At 60.9% G+C, this 18,666-nt stretch carries 13 protein-coding genes; all 13 read right to left on the bottom strand.

Annotated features, from left to right (window positions below):
* Nucleotides 1-49 precede the first annotated feature (49 nt).
* Nucleotides 50-337: a DUF1330 domain-containing protein gene (locus ACN0SC_RS08455; RefSeq protein WP_417249223.1), complete on the bottom strand. Its 288-nt coding sequence runs from the start codon at nt 335-337 to the stop codon at nt 50-52.
* A gap of 60 nt (nt 338-397) precedes the next feature.
* Nucleotides 398-880 carry a DUF1330 domain-containing protein gene (locus tag ACN0SC_RS08450; RefSeq protein ID WP_417249222.1) on the bottom strand — a complete coding sequence of 161 codons (483 nt, stop codon included), beginning with the start codon at nt 878-880 and terminating at the stop codon, nt 398-400.
* Nucleotides 880-3,531 carry an alanine--tRNA ligase gene (gene alaS / locus ACN0SC_RS08445; protein ID WP_417249221.1) on the bottom strand — a complete coding sequence of 884 codons (2,652 nt, stop codon included), beginning with the start codon at nt 3,529-3,531 and terminating at the stop codon, nt 880-882. The genes ACN0SC_RS08450 and alaS overlap by 1 nt, the downstream gene beginning before the upstream one ends.
* A gap of 158 nt (nt 3,532-3,689) precedes the next feature.
* Entirely contained in the window at nt 3,690-4,763 is a 1,074-nt protein-coding gene (gene recA / locus ACN0SC_RS08440) for a recombinase RecA (protein WP_417249220.1), read from the bottom strand.
* Nucleotides 4,764-5,081: 318 nt separating this feature from the next.
* Nucleotides 5,082-7,373, bottom strand: a complete 2,292-nt coding sequence (locus tag ACN0SC_RS08435) for an ATP-binding protein (protein ID WP_417249246.1) — start codon at nt 7,371-7,373, stop codon at nt 5,082-5,084.
* Nucleotides 7,374-7,564: 191 nt separating this feature from the next.
* On the bottom strand, nt 7,565-8,758 hold the full coding sequence (locus ACN0SC_RS08430; protein WP_417249219.1) for an RsmB/NOP family class I SAM-dependent RNA methyltransferase: 1,194 nt from the start codon (nt 8,756-8,758) through the stop codon (nt 7,565-7,567).
* A 102-nt stretch (nt 8,759-8,860) separates the two neighbouring features.
* On the bottom strand, nt 8,861-10,315 hold the full coding sequence (gene guaB, locus ACN0SC_RS08425) for an IMP dehydrogenase (protein WP_417249218.1): 1,455 nt from the start codon (nt 10,313-10,315) through the stop codon (nt 8,861-8,863).
* A gap of 140 nt (nt 10,316-10,455) precedes the next feature.
* On the bottom strand, nt 10,456-11,484 hold the full coding sequence (locus ACN0SC_RS08420; RefSeq protein ID WP_417249217.1) for a tellurium resistance protein: 1,029 nt from the start codon (nt 11,482-11,484) through the stop codon (nt 10,456-10,458).
* A gap of 170 nt (nt 11,485-11,654) precedes the next feature.
* A complete protein-coding gene (locus tag ACN0SC_RS08415) occupies nt 11,655-12,752 on the bottom strand; it encodes an ABC transporter ATP-binding protein (protein ID WP_417249216.1) in 1,098 nt (365 codons plus the stop codon).
* A 19-nt stretch (nt 12,753-12,771) separates the two neighbouring features.
* Entirely contained in the window at nt 12,772-14,430 is a 1,659-nt protein-coding gene (locus ACN0SC_RS08410) for an alpha-glucosidase (RefSeq protein ID WP_417249215.1), read from the bottom strand.
* Nucleotides 14,431-14,473: 43 nt separating this feature from the next.
* Nucleotides 14,474-15,619: a carbohydrate ABC transporter permease gene (locus ACN0SC_RS08405; protein WP_417249214.1), complete on the bottom strand. Its 1,146-nt coding sequence runs from the start codon at nt 15,617-15,619 to the stop codon at nt 14,474-14,476.
* A 20-nt stretch (nt 15,620-15,639) separates the two neighbouring features.
* A complete protein-coding gene (locus ACN0SC_RS08400; protein ID WP_417249213.1) occupies nt 15,640-16,902 on the bottom strand; it encodes a carbohydrate ABC transporter permease in 1,263 nt (420 codons plus the stop codon).
* Nucleotides 16,903-17,266: 364 nt separating this feature from the next.
* Nucleotides 17,267-18,550, bottom strand: coding sequence for an ABC transporter substrate-binding protein (locus ACN0SC_RS08395; protein WP_417249212.1), 1,284 nt, complete (start codon nt 18,548-18,550; stop codon nt 17,267-17,269).
* Nucleotides 18,551-18,666 lie beyond the last annotated feature (116 nt).

Genomic DNA, 18,666 nt, shown 5'->3' with positions numbered 1-18,666 from the left:
AGGATGACACAGATCGGAGCAATCACGAAACAGAGCCTGAGAGGCGCGCCTATTCAGTGGTTTCCACAATCATCAATTCGCGCTCCGACGATCCCTTGGCGAAGGCCAGAGCTTCTTGGTATTCGGGGCTGTCGTAGCAGGCCTGCGCCGCCTCGACGCTGTCGAAGCGGATCACCACGTTGCGCGGACGGTCACGGCCTTCGATCTGCACATGACGCGCGCCACGGGCGATGAATGTGCCGCCGTGTTTGGCAATCGCGGGGCCTGCGAGCTTTGCATATTTCGCGTATTCGTCCTCGTCAGTGACGGAGACATGGGAGATCCAGAGTGCAGCCATTGGCGGTATCCTTTACACGATCGATGGTCGGTGCGGGTGGGTGTTGCGTTCTCGGAGCGCTCAGTCGTTACGGTCGCCGTCGCTACGTTGGTCCGCGCGCGGGCGAACCGCGCCACGCGGCACAAATTCGGTGACATTATCAGCCGTTGCGAGACGCTCCCCGCTTCGTGCGTACTGCTGGCGGCTCGCGGGCCGCGTAGACGCATTCGCGCGGGCGTCCTTGTTGTACTGCTTGACGATCCCTTTGTGGACATCCTCGCCAACACCCCACGCGCCCATCACATCGCGCGAAGAGCTACGCATCCCGAGCGCGACGATCTCATGATAGGCGTCCGACATATAGGCCGCCTCCGCCGCATCGCGGTCGGGGAACTCGATCACCACAAGATGATCTGGACCATGGCCTTCGACATGCTCGATGGGTGCCCCCATGACCAGAAACTTGCCGCCGTGAGCCGTGATCAACTCCTCAGTACGGCGGGCATATTCCTTGTAGGTGTCCTTGTCAGTAACATCGACACGCGCAACAACGTAGTACGGCATTACGAACTCAGCACGGCTTCCGCAGCCTTGATTGCGGCATCCGCACCGCTGAAGTCCTTACCGCCGCCCTGCGCCATATCGGCACGGCCACCGCCGCCCTTGCCGCCGACTTCGACGACAGCCGCCTTGAGCACATCAACAGCGGAGACCTTGTCGGTCAGATCGTCGGTCACACCACAGGCCACCGCGACTTTGCCGCCGTCATCGGCAATCAAGAGGATCACACCAGTGCCTAGGTTGTTTTTATGCGCGTCAATCAACCCGCGCAGATCCTTGCCAGACACGCCCTCAAGCGCCTGCGCTAGGAAAGGTACGCCGTTCACGTCACGCGCCTGCGCACCGCCGTCCGATCCGCCCCCCATGGCGATCTGCTGCTTGAGATTGGCGACTTCCTGTTCGAGCTTCTTGCGCTCGTCGGCCAGCGCTTTCACACGGTCCACGACTTCCGTCACGGGCGTCTTGAGCGCTGCAGCCACCTCATCGGCGCGCGCGGCGGCGTTTGCAAGATAGTCGATTGCCGCCTGCCCTGTGAGCGCCTCGATCCGACGCACACCCGCCGAAGAGGCGCTGTCGCCCGTGATGACACACACGCCGATATCGCCCGTGCGCGCCACATGGGTGCCGCCGCAAAGCTCCAGCGAATAGGTCTTGCCATCAACGCCCTTGCCCGTATCGGCGCGGCCCATGGAAACCACGCGCACCTCGTCACCGTATTTCTCGCCAAAGAGCGCCTGCGCCCCGATTTCACGCGCGTCGTCGGGTGTCATGATGCGGGTCTCAACGGGGGTGTTCTGGCGGATGTAGTGGTTGATGTCCGCCTCGACAGTTTTCAATTCGTCGGCCGTGAGCGCCTTGGAATGGCTGAAGTCAAACCGCAGACGGTCGGGCGCATTGAGCGAGCCGCGTTGCGCGACATGATCGCCCAAGGTCACACGTAGCGCCTCGTGCAGCAGGTGGGTTGCCGAGTGGTTCGCACGGATCGCCGAACGGCGGGTATGATCGACTTCGAGAACAGCGGGTTCGCCAACCTTGATTTCGCCTTCGGTCACTTCCGCCATATGGATGAAGACACCCGCGACCTTCTTGGTGTCCGTCACCTTGGCAATGGATTTTTCGACGCGGATCACACCGGTATCACCGACCTGACCGCCGGATTCGGCGTAGAACGGCGTCTGGTTGACCACGATCTGAACCGTGTCGCCCTCCTGAACCGCATCCACGCGCGCACCGTCACGCACCAGAGCAACGATCTCGCCCTCGGCCTTTTCGGTGTCGTAGCCAAGGAATTCGGTCACGCCATTTTCTTCGGCGATGTCGAACCAGACGGTCGCATCCGCCGTTTCGCCCGACCCCGCCCAAGCGGCACGTGCCTTGGCCTTTTGCTCGGCCATAGCGGCGTCGAACCCGTCGGTGTCTACCTCAACCCCCTTCTCGCGCAGCGCATCCTGCGTCAGGTCGAGCGGGAAACCGTAAGTGTCGTAGAGTTTGAACGCGGCTTCACCAGGCAGTTTCGCGCCCTCTTCCAGACCGTCCAACTCGTCGTCGAGCAGCTTCAACCCGCGATCCAGCGTCTGCTTGAAGCGGGTTTCCTCAAGGCGCAGAGTCTCTTCGATCATCGCCTGACCCGTGCGCAGTTCCGGATAGGCATCGCCCATCTGGCGCACCAATTCGGGCACAAGGCTGTGCATGATCGGGTCTTTGGCACCAAGTAGGTGCGCGTGACGCATGGCGCGGCGCATGATGCGACGCAGCACATAACCGCGCCCCTCATTGGACGGCATCACGCCATCGGCAATCAGGAAGGACGTCGAGCGCAGGTGATCGGCAATGACGCGGTGATGCACGTTCTTATCGCCATAGGGATCAACGGAGGTCGCGTGCGCCGAAGCCTCGATCAACGCCTTCATCAGGTCGGTGTCGTAGTTGTCATGGCTTCCTTGCAAGAGTGCCGCGATCCGCTCCAGCCCCATGCCCGTGTCGATCGACTGCATCTCCAACTCGGTCATAGAGCCATCGGCGAAACGTTCGTTCTGCATGAACACGACGTTCCAGATCTCGATGAAACGGTCGCCATCCTCTTCCGCTGAGCCGGGAGGGCCGCCCCAGATGTGATCGCCGTGATCGTAGAAAATCTCGGTGCAGGGACCGCACGGACCCGTATCGCCCATTTGCCAGAAGTTGTCGGAGGTCGCGATGCGGATGATCCGCTCCTCGGGTACACCGACTTTCTTCCAGATTTCAAAAGCTTCGTCGTCGGTGTGGTAAACCGTCGTGTAGAGCTTGTCTTTCGGGATGCCGAAATCCTTGGTGATCAACTCCCACGCAAAGGGGATCGCATCATCCTTGAAATAGTCGCCAAAGGAGAAGTTGCCGAGCATCTCGAAAAACGTGTGGTGGCGCGCGGTGTAGCCCACGTTGTCGAGGTCGTTGTGCTTGCCCCCTGCCCGCACACATTTCTGCGCCGTGGTGGCACGGGTGTAGTCGCGCTTTTCGACACCTGTGAAGCAGTTCTTGAACTGCACCATGCCCGAGTTGGTGAACATCAGCGTCGGGTCATTGCGCGGCACCAGCGGGGAGCTGTCGACGACCGTGTGGCCGTTGCGCGCAAAATAGTCGAGGAAAGTGGAGCGGATATCATTCACGCTTGGCATGTGCAGGCTCTTCTCTTGGCGGAATTCAGTGGCGTTTGCAGAGGTTTACCGCCCCAGTTCCACCCTGTCCATTGCCACAGGCGCAATTGATACACAAAAGGGCCGAAACTGGCGGTTTCGGCCCTCGTGTTAACTTTTGAAACGGTGTGACGCGGCGATCAGCCCTCGCCATCCTCCAGAACGTCCGACCCGTCGAAATCATCACCCAGATCGAACTCCAGCCCGTGGGCGGCGCGGATTTTGTCCTCGATCTCAAGCGCGAACTTGGTGTTTTCCTTGAGGAAGCGCTTGGCGTTCTCACGGCCCTGCCCGATGCGCTCATCGCCATAGGAGAACCACGAGCCAGATTTATCGACCACGCCCGCTTTCACACCAAGGTCGAGAAGCTCGCCCGTTTTCGAGATGCCTTCGCCATACATGATGTCGAATTCCACCTGTTTGAACGGCGGTGCGACCTTGTTTTTGACGACCTTGACGCGGGTTTCGTTGCCCACCACCTCGTCGCGGTCCTTGATCGCGCCGATACGGCGAATGTCGAGGCGCACGGAGGAGTAGAATTTCAGTGCGTTACCGCCTGTCGTCGTTTCGGGCGAACCGAACATGACGCCGATTTTCATGCGAATCTGGTTGATGAAGATCACGGTGCATTTGGAGCGCGAGATCGAGCCAGTAAGTTTGCGCATCGCCTGAGACATCAGACGTGCCTGAACGCCCACGGAACTGTCGCCCATGTCGCCCTCAAGCTCGGACTTCGGCGTCAACGCGGCCACCGAGTCGACCACCACGAGGCTCACGGCCCCCGAGCGCACCAGAGTATCCACGATTTCAAGAGCTTGCTCGCCCGTGTCGGGCTGCGAAATCAGAAGCTCGTCGAGATCCACACCCAGTTTGCGCGCATAGATCGGGTCAAGCGCATGTTCCGCATCGACAAAGGCGCAAACACCGCCCTTTTTCTGTTCCTCGGCCACACAATGCAGAGTCAGCGTCGTCTTGCCCGAGCTTTCAGGGCCGTAAATCTCGATGATACGGCCTTTCGGGATGCCGCCGATTCCGAGCGCGATGTCGAGGCCGAGCGAACCAGTCGAGGTGGCTTCAATCTCTTGCACGGGATTATCCGCGCCCAGTTTCATGATCGAGCCCTTGCCGAACTGGCGTTCGATCTGGGCCAGCGCACTGTCGAGCGCCTTTTGCTTGTTGGGGTCGTTTTTGCTCATCTCGGTCACGCCTGTCATCGCTTGGGTTCCTATCCTTATCTCATACCCCTTTCGGGGCGGCAACGATTCCACGCGGGGAAATATGCGGAAGGCTGCCCTGAGCTTGTTCTCATCTTGTTCTCCCTCAAGGGTATGGGACCAAAAAGAGAACATTTCAACCAATTTCTACGTGACCGACCCTAAGGCCATTAGGGTTAATGGCGGGTTTATGCGGGCAGGAAAGTTGGCATGCGGCGTGAACGAAATACGACATCCATCAGTATTTGCAGTGCTTTTTAACTCCAAGAATGCACCCGCCACACAACACCCAGCGTCGAGTGGCCGCGTGAAATACCTTCACTTTTCAAACTGCGCGGCGACCGTATCGGTGAGTTCGGACAGTGAGAACGGTTTTTGTAGGAAGATCGAATTGGGAATCCGTGCCTGCTGGTCGGGGAAGTGGTCCTCGGCGTAGCCCGAAACAAAGATCACCCGCACATCAGGACGGGCCTCGCGCGCCTTGGCAACCCATGTCGGCCCGTCCATCCCTGGCATGATGACATCGGAGAGAAAGAGGTCGATTTTCAGATCGGGATCGTCGAGCATCTCCAGCGCATCCTCGGCGTTCTCGGCCTCCAGAACCGTGTAGCCGCGCATCCTGAGCGCGCGCGAAGCAAAGGCGCGCACGGGGGCCTCGTCCTCCACCAGAAGCACCACGCCGTCGCCCCGCTCGACCACACGCTTCGGCCCCTTATTGAGATCGTTCTTCAACTCTTCGGCGGAGGCGGCGCTATGGGCAGGGAGGTAGATGGTGAACTTCGTGCCCACACCAACCGCACTGTCGACGAAAATGAACCCGCCCGTCTGCTTGATAATGCCGTAGGCGGTGGACAGACCCAGCCCCGTCCCCTCGCCCGTGCGTTTCGTGGTGTAGAAAGGTTCGAAAATCTGCTGCAAATGATCCTTGGGAATGCCGCGCCCCTCGTCGGTGACGGAGACAACGACATAATCGCCCGCAGGAATCGTTGCGCGGGCCTTGACCATCGCCTCAGAGAGCAACGCATTCTCGGTCTGAATGGTGATCTCGCCCCCCTCGGACATCGCGTCGCGGGCATTGACGACGAGGTTCATGATCACCTGTTCCAACTGCCGCTTGTCCACGCGTATCGGTCGCAGGTCGGCATCATGGCTGACCGACAGCGCAATCTTCTCCCCCACGAGACGGTTGAGCAGATGCGTCAGGTCGGAGAGCGTCTCGCGCAGATCGATGACTTCGGGTTTGAGCGTCTGCTTGCGCGAGAACGCCAAAAGTTGCCCGACAAGAGCGGCGGCACGGTTGGCGTTTTGATGGATCTGGACGAGGTCGCCGTATTCGGGATCGTTGCTGTCATGGCGCAGCAGGAGCAGGTCACAATGCCCCGAAATCGCGGTTAGCAAGTTATTGAAATCATGGGCAACACCGCCCGCAAGCTGGCCGATCGCCTGCATCTTCTGGCTCTGGACGAACTGCGCCTCAAGGGCCTTGAGCTGCGTGGCGTCGGTCAGCACTGCGATGAGGTCCACATTGCCCTCGCCGTCGGCCACACGGTTGAGCGCGATCTGGAGGAAGGTGTCTTTCTCGGGCCGCGACGCGCGCACGAATTCGGCCTTTTGCACCCGCCCCATAGCCACGTCCATCACCCAGTCGGACACTGACCGCCCAAGCCCCTCGACCAGATCGGCCAGCGCCATGCCCGCATAATCACAGGGCATCGCAAGAAGCTCACGCGCGGGGCGGTTACATTCGGAAATCCTGCCGTCCCGCGTGACCTTCAAAAGCGCCACAGGCAGCGCATCGAGTTGCGACCACTCGCCCATTTGCGGAGCCATATCGGGCAGGAAATAGACTTCCCGCCGTCCCGTCGCGCTCTCGTAGATCGCGGTTCGGGCATAGATCGGTCCCTTGCTGCCCGCGAGCATGTGCATATCGCCGTTGCGCAGAGGCAGGTCGGTGACAATACGATCCAGAGCCCGCTCGCGGTGACCGACGAGACGGTGCAGAGCGGCATTGGTATAGAGCACCTTGTCGCCCTGACTGAGGATCATCATCGGCAGCGCCACGGCCTCGGCCGCCACCCCGCCGTCGCCGCGCTCGGAGAGGTCTTCGAGCCGCCACAGGAAGCCACCGCGCCCGATCACATGGACGGACAGGCGCATATGCCCCGTCCGCGTCGCCACATCCTCGCGCGCAGCCCCATGCGCCTGCGCCTTGGCCTGAAGGCGCGAGAGGGTTGCGGCAGGGGCGGCGAACATCTCGTCAAGCGCCTTGAGGATGTTTTGGCCATCCTGACCGCCGAACCGTTCCTTGGCCGCGCGGTTCTCGTAACCGATCACCCCGTCGGCATCGGTGGTAAAGGAGGGCGCGGCGTCATGGGCAACAAACTCGGCAATGGAGGCATGGAGCCGCCCGATCCTGCGACGGCGGCGGCGCTCGATCTCGCGCAGAATGGCAATGGCCCACAGGATCGCCCCGCCAGAGGCAAAAGCCGCAAGGCCGAGGCGTGCGTCGGGCAGGATCAGAGCGGCGGCACAAAGGATCACCCCGCCCAAGGCGATGGAGATGGAATAGGGCGCGACCCGCTGGGCCAATCGGGTCAGGGGCGTTGGCATGAAAGCACTGGCCGTCACTGCACCAATTCCCACGTCATCACCCACACATACTCCGCGACTAAACTACGGTCTGGACCGCCTAAGTTACCCGACAACTATCACCCCCACGTAAAGAGAGGTTTAAGACTTTTGGAATAAGGTAGAAGAGTAACAATGCTCGGTAAAGTTGTTTTCCACCCTACCGAACGCCCTTAACGCGATCGACGCAACACTGCCACGTAGAAGCCGTCCCCGCCGCGAAGAGGAGAAATCATCTCGGAGCTTTCGAGCGTGAAATCAGGGTGCGCGGTGATGAAGGCGGCGATTTGCGCGCCATTCTCGCGATCAAAGAGCGAACAGGTGATATAGGCAAGCACCCCACCCTTGGCCAAACGTGGAGCAATGTCGCGCAGGATTTGCGCCTGTGTTTCGGTGAGGTCGTCGAGGCGTTCGGGCGTAAGTTGCCACTTGGCCTGCGGCGCGCGCGACCACGATCCAGACCCCGAGCAGGGCACATCTGCCACGATCAGGTCATAGGCGGGTGCGAGATCGGCCTTGCGTGCAGTGGCGATGGTGACGCCTGCACGAGAGGCGCGCGGGCCGATGTCCTGCATCCGCGAGGGGTCGATGTCATAGGCGGTCACGTCGAGGCCACCACGCGCGGCGAGCGCCAGCGCCTTGCCTCCGCCGCCCGCGCAATAGTCGAGCACGCGCCAGCCGTCCTGTGTTGGCACGCGGTCAAGGGCGGCCTGTGCACCCGCGTCCTGCAATTCCACCGCGCCCGTCAAATAGGCCTGTGAACGGGCGACGCCATTGGCCCCTTCGGTAACTTTCAGCGCACCTTCCGACAGCGGGTGAGGAAGCGCGGAAATACCGTCAACCTCAAGCATTTCAATGGCATGGCCGATGGTGGCGCGGGTGCGGTTGACGCGCAAGAACACGGGGCTGCGCTGGCGGATCAGGTCGAGCACCGCCTCGGCATCCTCGCCAAGCGCCTCCTCGTAGAGCGGCAAGAGCCAGTCGGGACAATCGAGCGCCACACCACGCGGGGCGGCCTCAAGGCTGGCAATGGCCGCGCGTTCACCCTCGGTGAGCGGCGCGGGGGCAAAACGGCTTTCGTTGAAAAACGTATCGGGGTCGATGCCCTGCGCGATCAAGGCACCAAGGATCACCTGCCGTCCCGTCACCTGCCCCGCGGGGATCGCATCCCCTGCCCCGCCCAGCCACGCATAGGAGCGCAAGCGGCGCAGTGCGTCGAAGACATGGTCGCGGATGGCACGGCGGTCTTTTGAGCCTGCATAGCGGTTGCCGCGCGCCCAGTTGGTCAGGCTGCGCTCGGCATTGGCCCCCGACAGCACAGTGTCGAGGAGCTCGATGGCGGCGGAGAGGCGTGCAGCGGGTGTCATGGATCAAGCCAAATCAGCAATGAGGGCAAAAAGCAACGGCGGCCTGCGCCGCCGTTCCATTATAGTCATTTATCGCGCGTTCCCGCGCGCGCCACACGGCCCTTATCCGCCGATGCGGTAGTTCGGGCTTTCACGAGTGATCTGAACGTCATGGACGTGGCTTTCCTTGAGCCCTGCCCCGGTGATCTTCGTGAAGTTGCAGTTGCGGCGCATCTCGGCCACGGTCGCATTGCCCGTGTAGCCCATGGCCGCGCGCAGACCGCCGACCATCTGGTGCAAAACGGTGCCAACGGGGCCTTTGTAGGGCACCTGCCCTTCGATACCTTCGGGCACGAGCTTGTCGGAAGCTGCGTCCTTTTGGAAATAGCGGTCCGCCGAACCACGCGCCATTGCGCCCAGCGAGCCCATGCCACGATAGGATTTGAAGGAGCGGCCTTGGTAGAGAATGACCTCGCCCGGGCTTTCGTCCGTGCCTGCGATCATAGAGCCGACCATGGCGACAGACGCGCCCGCCGCGATGGCTTTCGCAAAATCACCCGAGAACTTGATGCCACCGTCCGCGATCACAGGCACGTCGCCTGCTGCCTGCGAACAGTCCATGATGGCGGTCAATTGCGGCACACCCACACCCGCGACCATGCGCGTGGTGCAGATAGACCCTGGTCCGATGCCGACCTTGACCGCATCCGCACCCGCGCCGATCAGCGCCTTGGTCGCCTCGCCCGTGGCCACGTTGCCCGCGATGACCTGAACCTTGTCGCCATAGGTCGCTTTCACACGGCTCACGGCGTCGATCACCCCTTGCGAATGGCCGTGCGCAGTGTCGACCACCACGATGTCCACACCTGCGTCCACCAGCATCTCGGAACGCTCGAAACCGCTGTCGCCCACGGAGGTTGCCGCCGCGACGCGCAAGCGCCCCAGATCGTCCTTACACGCAGAGGGGTTGAGCACGGCCTTCTCGGTGTCTTTGAGGGTCAAAAGCCCCGTCAACTGGCCGTTGGCGTCCGTGACAAGAAGCTTCTCGATCCGACGCGCCTTCATCAGAGAAATCGCTTCGTCGCGGTCGGCAGGCTCTTGCAGGATCGCGAGATCCTTGGTGGTCATAACCGTGGAGACAGGCTGATCTTCGGAGCCGGCGAAACGCATGTCGCGGTTGGTCACGATGCCCACTACACGGCGCGTCTCGTCGATGACAGGGAAGCCCGTGAAATTGTATTGCGCGCTCAGTCGCCGCGCGTCCGCGATGGTCTGGTCGGGGGTGAGCGTGATCGGGTTGTAGACGATCCCGCTCTCGAACCGTTTCACCCGCCGCACCTCTTGGGCCTGCGCCTCGGCGTCGAGGTTCTTGTGGATCACGCCAACACCCCCCGCCTGCGCCATGGCGATGGCCATGCGGGCCTCGGTCACGGTATCCATTGCCGAAGACAACAGAGGAATGTTCAGGGTGATCGATTGGGTCAGCTGCGTGCGTGTATCTGCCGTTGTGGGTAGAACACTACTTGCTGCTGGAACCAGCAAAACATCGTCGAAGGTGAGGGCCTCGCGAATCTCCATCGGGTGTCTCCATGGGTGATACGGTTTGGCACGTTCCTATTGCATGGATGTGACGGAGGGGAAAGCCCAAGTTGGCACAATATGGTGTGAAATCACCCAACTGCCTCAAGAACTAGCGCATCCCCTTCGACACAAGACACTTAGAGCGACGCGGCATTGGTCAGTTTCGCCAGTTTTCCGCGCGCCCAGAGTTGCATCACCTTGAAGGCGATGACTGCGATGGCAAGAGTGGCTCCCACCAGTTCCAGCCCGCCGATCACGGCGACGGGCATGCCTGTGACCGCGACGAGGGCGAACATCAGGTTGGCGAAGGCTGCAAGCGGGAAGGTGAAGGCGCCCCAGAGCGCGGAGAAGCCCGACTTGGTGAGATAGCGCGCCCCTGCCAACAATGCGGCCAGCACAGTGATCCCGACCCAACCGAAGGCCGTTGCCGCCCCTGTCATACCCAGCCCTGCTGTTACCATGCCGAAAAGCGCCACGGGCGCGAGGTGGATGGCCAGAAGCGGGCGCAGCGGCGGTGGCACATCGGCCCGCGCGAATTGCAGCGCCGAAATCAGCCAGATCGCCGCGGCAATCGGCATGGTCGTAAACAGAATCGCATTGGCCAACCCCGTCCATCCCAGCCCGATTGCAGGCACGGCTCCGATGATGAAGCCGACGAAGGACAGGTGCCACACAGGCGTGACACGGCGCTGGTCGGCGGGACCGAGGGCGAAGGACCGCAGGATCAGTAACGCGACGATCGCATGGGCGGCGAGGAAGACTACAAGCACGCCCTTGGCAAGCGCGGGAGCCATCGGAATGAGGGCCGCCGCGAGAAGCATCCCCGTGGCCGTGCCCGCCGAAAGCCCTGCCCGCCCAGGAAGGATGCGCAGGTCTTCCGCCACCAATGCGGGGCGACGAAGCACCTTGGCCAGATAGGCCACCAGCCCGAAGACATAGAGGAGCGACACCGCCCCCAGTAGCATCTCCCCGATGAAGGTGGGCGCGTTCAGCACCACAGCCGCCTGACGCCACGCCAGTCCAAGCCCCATGAGACCAAGCATCGGTGGGAAGATCGCGGGCGGCGTGGCACGCCACAGCCCCTTTGGCGCCGCGTTGAGAGGCGGAGGTGGCGGGAAATAGGGTTTCTTCGGGGAATTGGTATCGACCATATCTGTGTCTTCCATCACATTTCGGACTTTGAATATCACCAGACCGCGCAAACGAAAACCCCGTCCGCGATGGCGAGATGTCGCGGTGGACGGGGCAAGATGGTGTCACCCTAAGGGGTGGAACAGCGGGCGCATAGCCCCTGCCCGCGCGCGCAGCCCGTGGGCCATCACGCGCAGTCCGTCGTTTAGTCCTTGGTGCGCATGGACAGGCCGTCGGCAAACATATGCAGCTTGGCCGGATCAGCGACCAGTTTGACATGCGAACCGCGCAGACCCTCGTGGATACCTGGCAATTTGGCGATCACGGGATCTTTGCCTTCCTCGGCGACGAAGTAGAGCAATGTGACCTCGCCAAGCGCCTCGGTGATGGCGACCTCACCCGAATAGAGGGCCGGCTCACCTTCGGCGGCGAGCTTGAGATCTTCGGGACGCACGCCGACATTGACAGAGCGACCCTTGTCGGAAGTCTGTGTCGGGATCTGCACCGAAGCCGTGCCACCGCCCGTGAGTTTCACTGTGGTGACAGCACCCGGCTCCACGATCTCGCCCGCAAGCAGGTTCATCGCGGGGGAGCCGATAAACTGTGCGACGAACTCGTTGTCGGGGCGCTCGTAGAGATCAAGCGGCGCACCGACCTGTGCGATGCCCTTGTTGGCAAGCACCACGATCTTGTCCGCCAGCGTCATCGCCTCGACCTGATCGTGGGTCACGTAGATCATCGTGCTTTCGGGCATGCTTTCCTTGAGCTGTGCGATCTCGATACGGGTGGCCACACGCAGGGCGGCGTCGAGGTTGGAGAGCGGCTCGTCGAAGAGATAGACCTTCGGATCACGCACAATCGCACGTCCGATCGCAACCCTTTGGCGCTGACCGCCCGAGAGCGCCTTGGGCAGACGGTCGAGATAGTCATCCAGTTGAAGGATATGGGCGGCCTTGTTCACCGCCTCGTCGATTTCCTCGCGGGATTTCTTGGCCAGTTTGAGCGAGAATTCCATATTTTCGCGCACAGTCATATGCGGATAGAGCGCGTAGGACTGGAACACCATCGCGATGCCGCGCTGTGCGGGGGGCACGTCGTTGACCACCAGCCCGTCGATTTCCAGCGTCCCAGCAGAGATTTTCTCCAGCCCGGCGATCATCCGCAAAAGCGTCGATTTCCCGCAGCCAGAAGGACCGACGAAGACGATCAATTCGCCCTCTTCGATGTCAAGGTTGATGTCCTTGAGGACTTCCACCTTGCCGCCGTAAACCTTTGCCACATCCGTCAGTTTGAGATTAGCCATTTGTCGTCTTCCCTCCCGTTCAGCCGTGCTCTTTGAGCATCAAGCAGGGCTGCCATGGCCCAAGATGAATTTTGCCGTCCTCCATGGGGGAGGCGGAATTCAGTTCGCTACCGATTGCCAGCCACGTCCCCTCGGGAGCCGCCAGTGTTGCAGGCTCCTCCGACAGGTTGAAGGCGCAGTAGATTTCTTCGCCCGCGTGGTCGCCCTGCGCCCCGATGGCGCGTGTGAAAATCAGACAATCGCCCTCGACCCGCATCCCCTCCTGCGTCCCCTGACGCAGCGCGGTATGCGCGTGGCGGAAGGCGATGGCGCGGCGATAATGGTGAAGAAGCGCCCCCGGTTCGTCCTCGGATTGCGCAACTGAAAGCGACAGGTGCTCATGAGCCACGGGCAACCATGTCTGTGTGGCATCCGAGAAGCCGCCATTGTGGTTGGTGCGCTCCCAGACCATCGGCGTGCGACAACCATCGCGCCCCTTGAACTCGGGCCAGAACTCGATGCCATAGGGGTCTTGCAGGTCTTCGAAAGCCACATCTGCCTCGGGCAGCCCCAACTCCTCGCCCTGATAGATACAGGCCGAGCCGCGCAGGCACATCATCAGCGTGGCAAAGGCGCGCGCGGCGGCAGGGTTGAGGGACCAGCGGGAGATATGACGCTCGACATCGTGGTTGGAATAGGCCCAACAGGCCCAACCATCGGCGGCCACATCCTCGACCTTTGCCATGATCTCGGCCACGTCCCGAGCGGTCGGGCATTCTCCCGAGAGCAGCTCGAAAGCGTAGCACATATGCATAAGGTCATTGCCAGAGGTGTATTCTCCAAGGATCTCCAGCCCGCGCTGTTCGTCCCCCACCTCGCCCACGGCGGCGGCGTTATAGGGTTCCATCAACGCGCGCAGCTTGCGCAGGAAGGCAAGGTTTTCGGGCCGCGACTTGTCGTAGAGATGTTCCTGCCAGTTGTACGGATTGACCGCAGGCGCCGTTTTGGACGTGCGCCGCGCGGGATCAAGCGGCGGGTTGTCGCGCAACTCTGCATCATGAGTGTAGAAGTTGATGGTATCGAGGCGGAACCCGTCCACCCCACGATCCAGCCAGAAGCGCGCCACGTCAACAAGCGCCTCCTGCACCTGCGGTTCGTGGAAGTTGAGGTCGGGTTGCGAGGTCAGGAAGTTGTGCAGGTAATATTGCATCCGCCCTGCATCCCACTGCCACGCCGACCCGCCAAAGATCGACAGCCAGTTGTTGGGCGGCGTTCCGTCAGGCTTGGCATCGGCCCAGACATACCAGTTGGATTTGGCGTTATCCTTGGAGGCACGGCTCTCGGTGAACCACGGGTGCTGGTCGGAGGTGTGCGACAGAACGAGGTCGATCAGCACCTTCACCCCGTATTGATGCGCCGCCTCGATCACCGCGTCAAAATCAGCCAGCGACCCGAACATCGGATCAACGTCGCAATAATCGGACACGTCATAGCCGAAGTCCTTCATCGGCGAGGTGAAGAACGGCGAGATCCAGATCGCATCCACACCGAGCGAAGCGATATAGGGCAGTCGCTGGACGATGCCGAGCAGATCCCCGATCCCGTCACCGTTACTGTCCTGATAGGAGCGCGGGTAGATTTGATAAATGACAGCACCGCGCCACCAGTCTGGCTCTCTGGTGAAGGGGATCTTCGTCATAGCGTGTCCAGTTTGAACGTTCATTGTCGGTCGGTTCTCTTTATTATTTGACGGAGCCAGCGAGCAGGCCGCGCACGAGGTATTTCTGCATGGCGAAGAAGACCATGAGCGGCACCGCGATGGAGACAAAGGCCGCCGTGGCAAGGATTTCCCAGTTACCGCCGCGCGTACCAAGAAGCTCCACGATCTGACGGGTCATCACAGTTGTCTCCCCCGTGCTGTCGATCAGGAACACAAGCGCCACCAGAAGGTCGTTCCACGTCCACAGGAACTGGAAGATCGCAAAGGAGGCGAGCGCGGGGAAAGAGAGCGGCAGGATGATCTTCAGGAAGATCTGGAACTCCGTCGCCCCGTCCACACGGGCGTTCTCGATGATGTCTTTGGGAAGGCCCACCATGTAATTCCGTAGCAGATAGATCGCCAACGGCATCCCGAAGCCCGTATGCGCCATCCACACACCGAGATAACCCTTTCCGATCCCTGCAGCGAGGTGCAGACGCAGGAGCGGGATAAGCGCCAGTTGCAGCGGCACAACGAGCAACGCCACGACGAAAGCCACCAGAAGCGCACGGCCAGGGAAGTCCATCCACGCCAGCGCATAGGCCGCGAAGGCCGCGATCAGGATGGGGATGATCGTCGAGGGGATCACCACAGTGAGCGTGTTGAAGAACGCCTTGGCCATATTCTCGGAATTGGCGGGCGAGAAGAGCATCTTGTCATAGTTGTCAAAGGTGAACTCCGGCGGGCTCTTGGCCGTGGTAAAGACCCGCGGCAGGCGCTTGACCTCAGCGAGCGAGGTGGGCGAGGTCAGCGTGAACTCCCCCTCCTCTGTCATCGTGAGCGTCCAGCCGTCGCTCAACTCCGCCACATCGCCAGGTGCATAGGCATCGGGTGCGCGCGATGAGGTGCCCCATTTGGACACGATTGCGTCCGTTTCGGGGAACAAGTCACCCTCGATCACATAGGCGCCGTCAACCTCCTGCTCCTCGCCACTGAGGCGGATGGCGGGGTTCTGACGCTCCTGCGTCGAAAGCGCCGACCACCAGCCAGAGCCGGAAATCTGGTCCGCCGTGCGGAAGGAGGAAACAAAAAGGCCGACGGTCGGAAAGAGCCACAAGAGCACCAGAAACGCGACCGAAATGTTGACCGCCCAACCGAGCGAAGATTTGGAACCTGCAATATTGTCCATGGTCTTATCTCCCCCTGCGCTCAGCGCATTTCCTTACGCGCATTCCACACGTTCCAAACAAGGATCGGTGTGACGAGTAGCATGATGACGATGGCCGACGCCGATCCCACGCCCCAGTCATTGGCGCGGAACAGCTTGTCGAACATGTAGTTGGCGAGCACCTGTGTCTCCCATTGGCCGTTGGTCATGGCAAACACGATGTCGAAGACCTTCAGAACCTTGATGGTGATGGTGGTCCAGACAACGAGGATCGTCCCCATGATCTGCGGCACCTTGATCTTGAAGAAGATCTGGAACGGGTTGGCCCCGTCGATGATCGCCGCCTCGATGGTATCTTCGGGCACACCGCGCAGAGCCGCCGAGAGGATCACCATGGCAAAGCCCGTCTCGATCCAGATCAGCACCGCCATCAGGAAGAAGTTGTTCCAGAAGGGAATGGTGAGCCATTGCTGCGGTTCGCCGTAGTCGTATTGAACCGTAAAGAGCGCGGGAATATTGGGCAACGCGGTCAAGATCAGCCAGAGCGCGATGATACCCACCACGATACGCAGGATCGAACCAGCCGTCCCGCCCGATTTATGCTTGTCACGCTCCCACACAGGCCGCAGCAGAGACAGGGCAATCCAACCCACACCGATCACAAAGGCCACAAGCAGGATCGCGGGCAGAATGCGCAGGATCAGCACAGACCAGATACCGCCCTCAAAGGCCAGCCAGACCGCATTGAGCGCACCGATCTGAGACTGGTCCACGGGACGCGCGTCATAGATCAGTTTGAAAATCACCGCAGCGCCAACGAAAGAGATCGCCATGGGCATGAAAATCATGGATTTCGCAAGGCTGCCCCATTTGAGACGGTCGGTGAGCTGCGCCACCAGAAGGCCGATCGCCGTGGAAAAGGCGGGCACCACGATGAGCCACATCATGTTATTGCGCATCGCTTCCCAGAACTTCTGCTCCGAGGCCATCTGGCGGTAGTTGTCGAGACCCACCCATTCGTAATTCATTTCGCCCCGACCACCTGGAACGGGCACCCGCTCGGTCAGCGACAGGCGCAGGGTTTCGAATACGGGATAGGCGAGATACATGGTCAACACGATCATCGCTGGCAGCAGGAAAAGCCACGGGCGGATCAGGTTGGCGCGGTTGATGTTGCGCCCCGCATTGGGCCCACGTGGCGGAAACAGCACCTTGTCAAGCAGCAGGTTCGAGGCAAAGAAATAGCCGACGCAGGCGCTCACGCCGAAACCTATGATAAAAATACCCTGTAGTGCTGGATGCATCAGGCGCCCCTCCCTCATGTCGTCCGGCGGGCATACCCCCCGCGCGACCCGTCGTCAGTTGCGCCCCAATGGCGCAGGTTCCTACTCAAATCACCCCGTGCGCCAGTTTTTCGGCGTCACGGGCCTCCCGACCCTCGGCATCACAGGCGCCACCTTCGCGGCCCCTTGCGCGTGATTGTCGTTCGGCGCAGGTCGGATCGGGACCAGCCCGAAGCAACCAGCGGCGAAGAACAACCGAACCACTCGAAAAACCTAACACATTTCCCCTCACCCGTCACATTCGCACCTCACGACATGCGACATTTAGAGAGGCGAATGGGCAACCCGACATGCAGTCGGATTGCCCAAGATCACGAAGGATCGCTTACTTCAGCGCGTCCCAGGACGCTTGGATATCATCAGCCACAGCCGCAGCATCTTTGCCGCCTGTGTAGTCAACCATACCCGTCCAGAAGGTGCCCGCACCAATCGCGCCAGGCATCAGGTCGGAACCGTCAAAGCGGAAGGTGGTTGCGCCGAGCAGGATTTCACCCAGTTTACGCGAGGTGTCGTCCGCGTAGGCGTCGAGGCTTGCACCTTTGTGTGGCGTCAGGAAGCCGCTCTTGGCCATCCATGTCTCGTGTGCAATCGGCTCTTTGAGGAATTCCATCAGAGCATTTGCACCCTCGGAAGGCTTGGTGATGGTGAACATCGTGCCCGAACCGAGAACAGGAGAACCGAGGTCTTTCTCCGCATAAGCGGGGAAGTAGAAGAAATCGACATCAACACCAACTTCCGTGCCTTCGGGGAAGAAGGCGGGGATGAAGGAGGCCTGACGGTGCATGTAGCACTGCGGCGGGCTGTCGAAGAGACCTTTGGGGCTGTCGCGGAAGTCGGTGGACGCCACGGCATCCGTGCCACCCGCAACGAAAGCGTCGTTACGTGCAAACCAACCGAATTCTTCGATCGCTTCGACCACTTTGGGGTCGTTGAAGGCCAGCTCGTTGCTCACCCATGCGTCATAGTCTTCGGGCGTCTGCGTGCGCAGCATGAAGTCCTCAACCCAGTCGGTTGCCGGCCAGCCGGTCGCCGCTCCAGACCCCAGACCGATACACCACGGGGTTTCGCCGTCCGCCACGATCTGTTCGGTCAGCGCCTTGAGATCTTCCATGGTTTCAGGCACGTCGTAGCCCGCATCCTCGAAGTTCTCAGGGGAATACCACACCAGCGACTTCACATTGGTACGGAAGAAGAAACCGTAATAGTCAGTCTCGCCCGCATCATTGTTGAAGGTGCCGAGATCAACCCAGGACTGACCCGCGGCGTAGTTCTCTTTCACCCACTCGTCAGTGCCCTCGGGCAGCGGCGTCAGGAAGCCGCGCGATGCCATGTCGGAGGCGAGACCGGGCTGCGGGAAGATGGCGATGTTGGGGGCGGAGCCCGCTTCGGCGTCGATGACGATCTGCTGCTCGAAGCTGTCGGAACCGACGTATTTCACTTCCGCACCTGTGCGCTCTTCGAAGATATCGAGCACAGCAGCGAAGTTATCGGATTCAGGCGACAGGAACGGACCTGCAACGGTGATGACCTCACCCGACAGATCCTGCGCAGACACCGCACCCGCCGCGATCATCGCGGTGGTCGCGCCAGTCAAAAGATACTTTTTCATATATAAACCTCCCAGTTCATAGCCCCGCTACAGGGCAAGTGACACCTTGCGCGCTCGGGGAGCAAGTGAGTCTGTCAAAGCTTTCCCAAAGCGCTTTGGCTGTCGAAATGGTGCGC

The sequence above is a fragment of the Celeribacter sp. genome (assembly GCF_048261515.1).
Lineage (GTDB): Bacteria > Pseudomonadota > Alphaproteobacteria > Rhodobacterales > Rhodobacteraceae > Celeribacter.
This window is presented reverse-complemented; position numbering and strand designations above follow the sequence as displayed.

Bases quoted from the DNA above. Each gene is read 5' to 3' on its own strand.
- ACN0SC_RS08455 (WP_417249223.1), bottom strand. From the start codon at position 337: ATGGCTGCACTCTGGATCTCCCATGTCTCCGTCACTGACGAGGACGAA.
- ACN0SC_RS08450 (WP_417249222.1), bottom strand. From the start codon at position 880: ATGCCGTACTACGTTGTTGCGCGTGTCGATGTTACTGACAAGGACACC.
- alaS (WP_417249221.1), bottom strand. From the start codon at position 3,531: ATGCCAAGCGTGAATGATATCCGCTCCACTTTCCTCGACTATTTTGCG.
- recA (WP_417249220.1), bottom strand. From the start codon at position 4,763: ATGACAGGCGTGACCGAGATGAGCAAAAACGACCCCAACAAGCAAAAG.
- ACN0SC_RS08435 (WP_417249246.1), bottom strand. From the start codon at position 7,373: ATGCCAACGCCCCTGACCCGATTGGCCCAGCGGGTCGCGCCCTATTCC.
- ACN0SC_RS08430 (WP_417249219.1), bottom strand. From the start codon at position 8,758: ATGACACCCGCTGCACGCCTCTCCGCCGCCATCGAGCTCCTCGACACT.
- guaB (WP_417249218.1), bottom strand. From the start codon at position 10,315: ATGGAGATTCGCGAGGCCCTCACCTTCGACGATGTTTTGCTGGTTCCA.
- ACN0SC_RS08420 (WP_417249217.1), bottom strand. From the start codon at position 11,484: ATGGAAGACACAGATATGGTCGATACCAATTCCCCGAAGAAACCCTAT.
- ACN0SC_RS08415 (WP_417249216.1), bottom strand. From the start codon at position 12,752: ATGGCTAATCTCAAACTGACGGATGTGGCAAAGGTTTACGGCGGCAAG.
- ACN0SC_RS08410 (WP_417249215.1), bottom strand. From the start codon at position 14,430: ATGACGAAGATCCCCTTCACCAGAGAGCCAGACTGGTGGCGCGGTGCT.
- ACN0SC_RS08405 (WP_417249214.1), bottom strand. From the start codon at position 15,619: ATGGACAATATTGCAGGTTCCAAATCTTCGCTCGGTTGGGCGGTCAAC.
- ACN0SC_RS08400 (WP_417249213.1), bottom strand. From the start codon at position 16,902: ATGCATCCAGCACTACAGGGTATTTTTATCATAGGTTTCGGCGTGAGC.
- ACN0SC_RS08395 (WP_417249212.1), bottom strand. From the start codon at position 18,550: ATGAAAAAGTATCTTTTGACTGGCGCGACCACCGCGATGATCGCGGCG.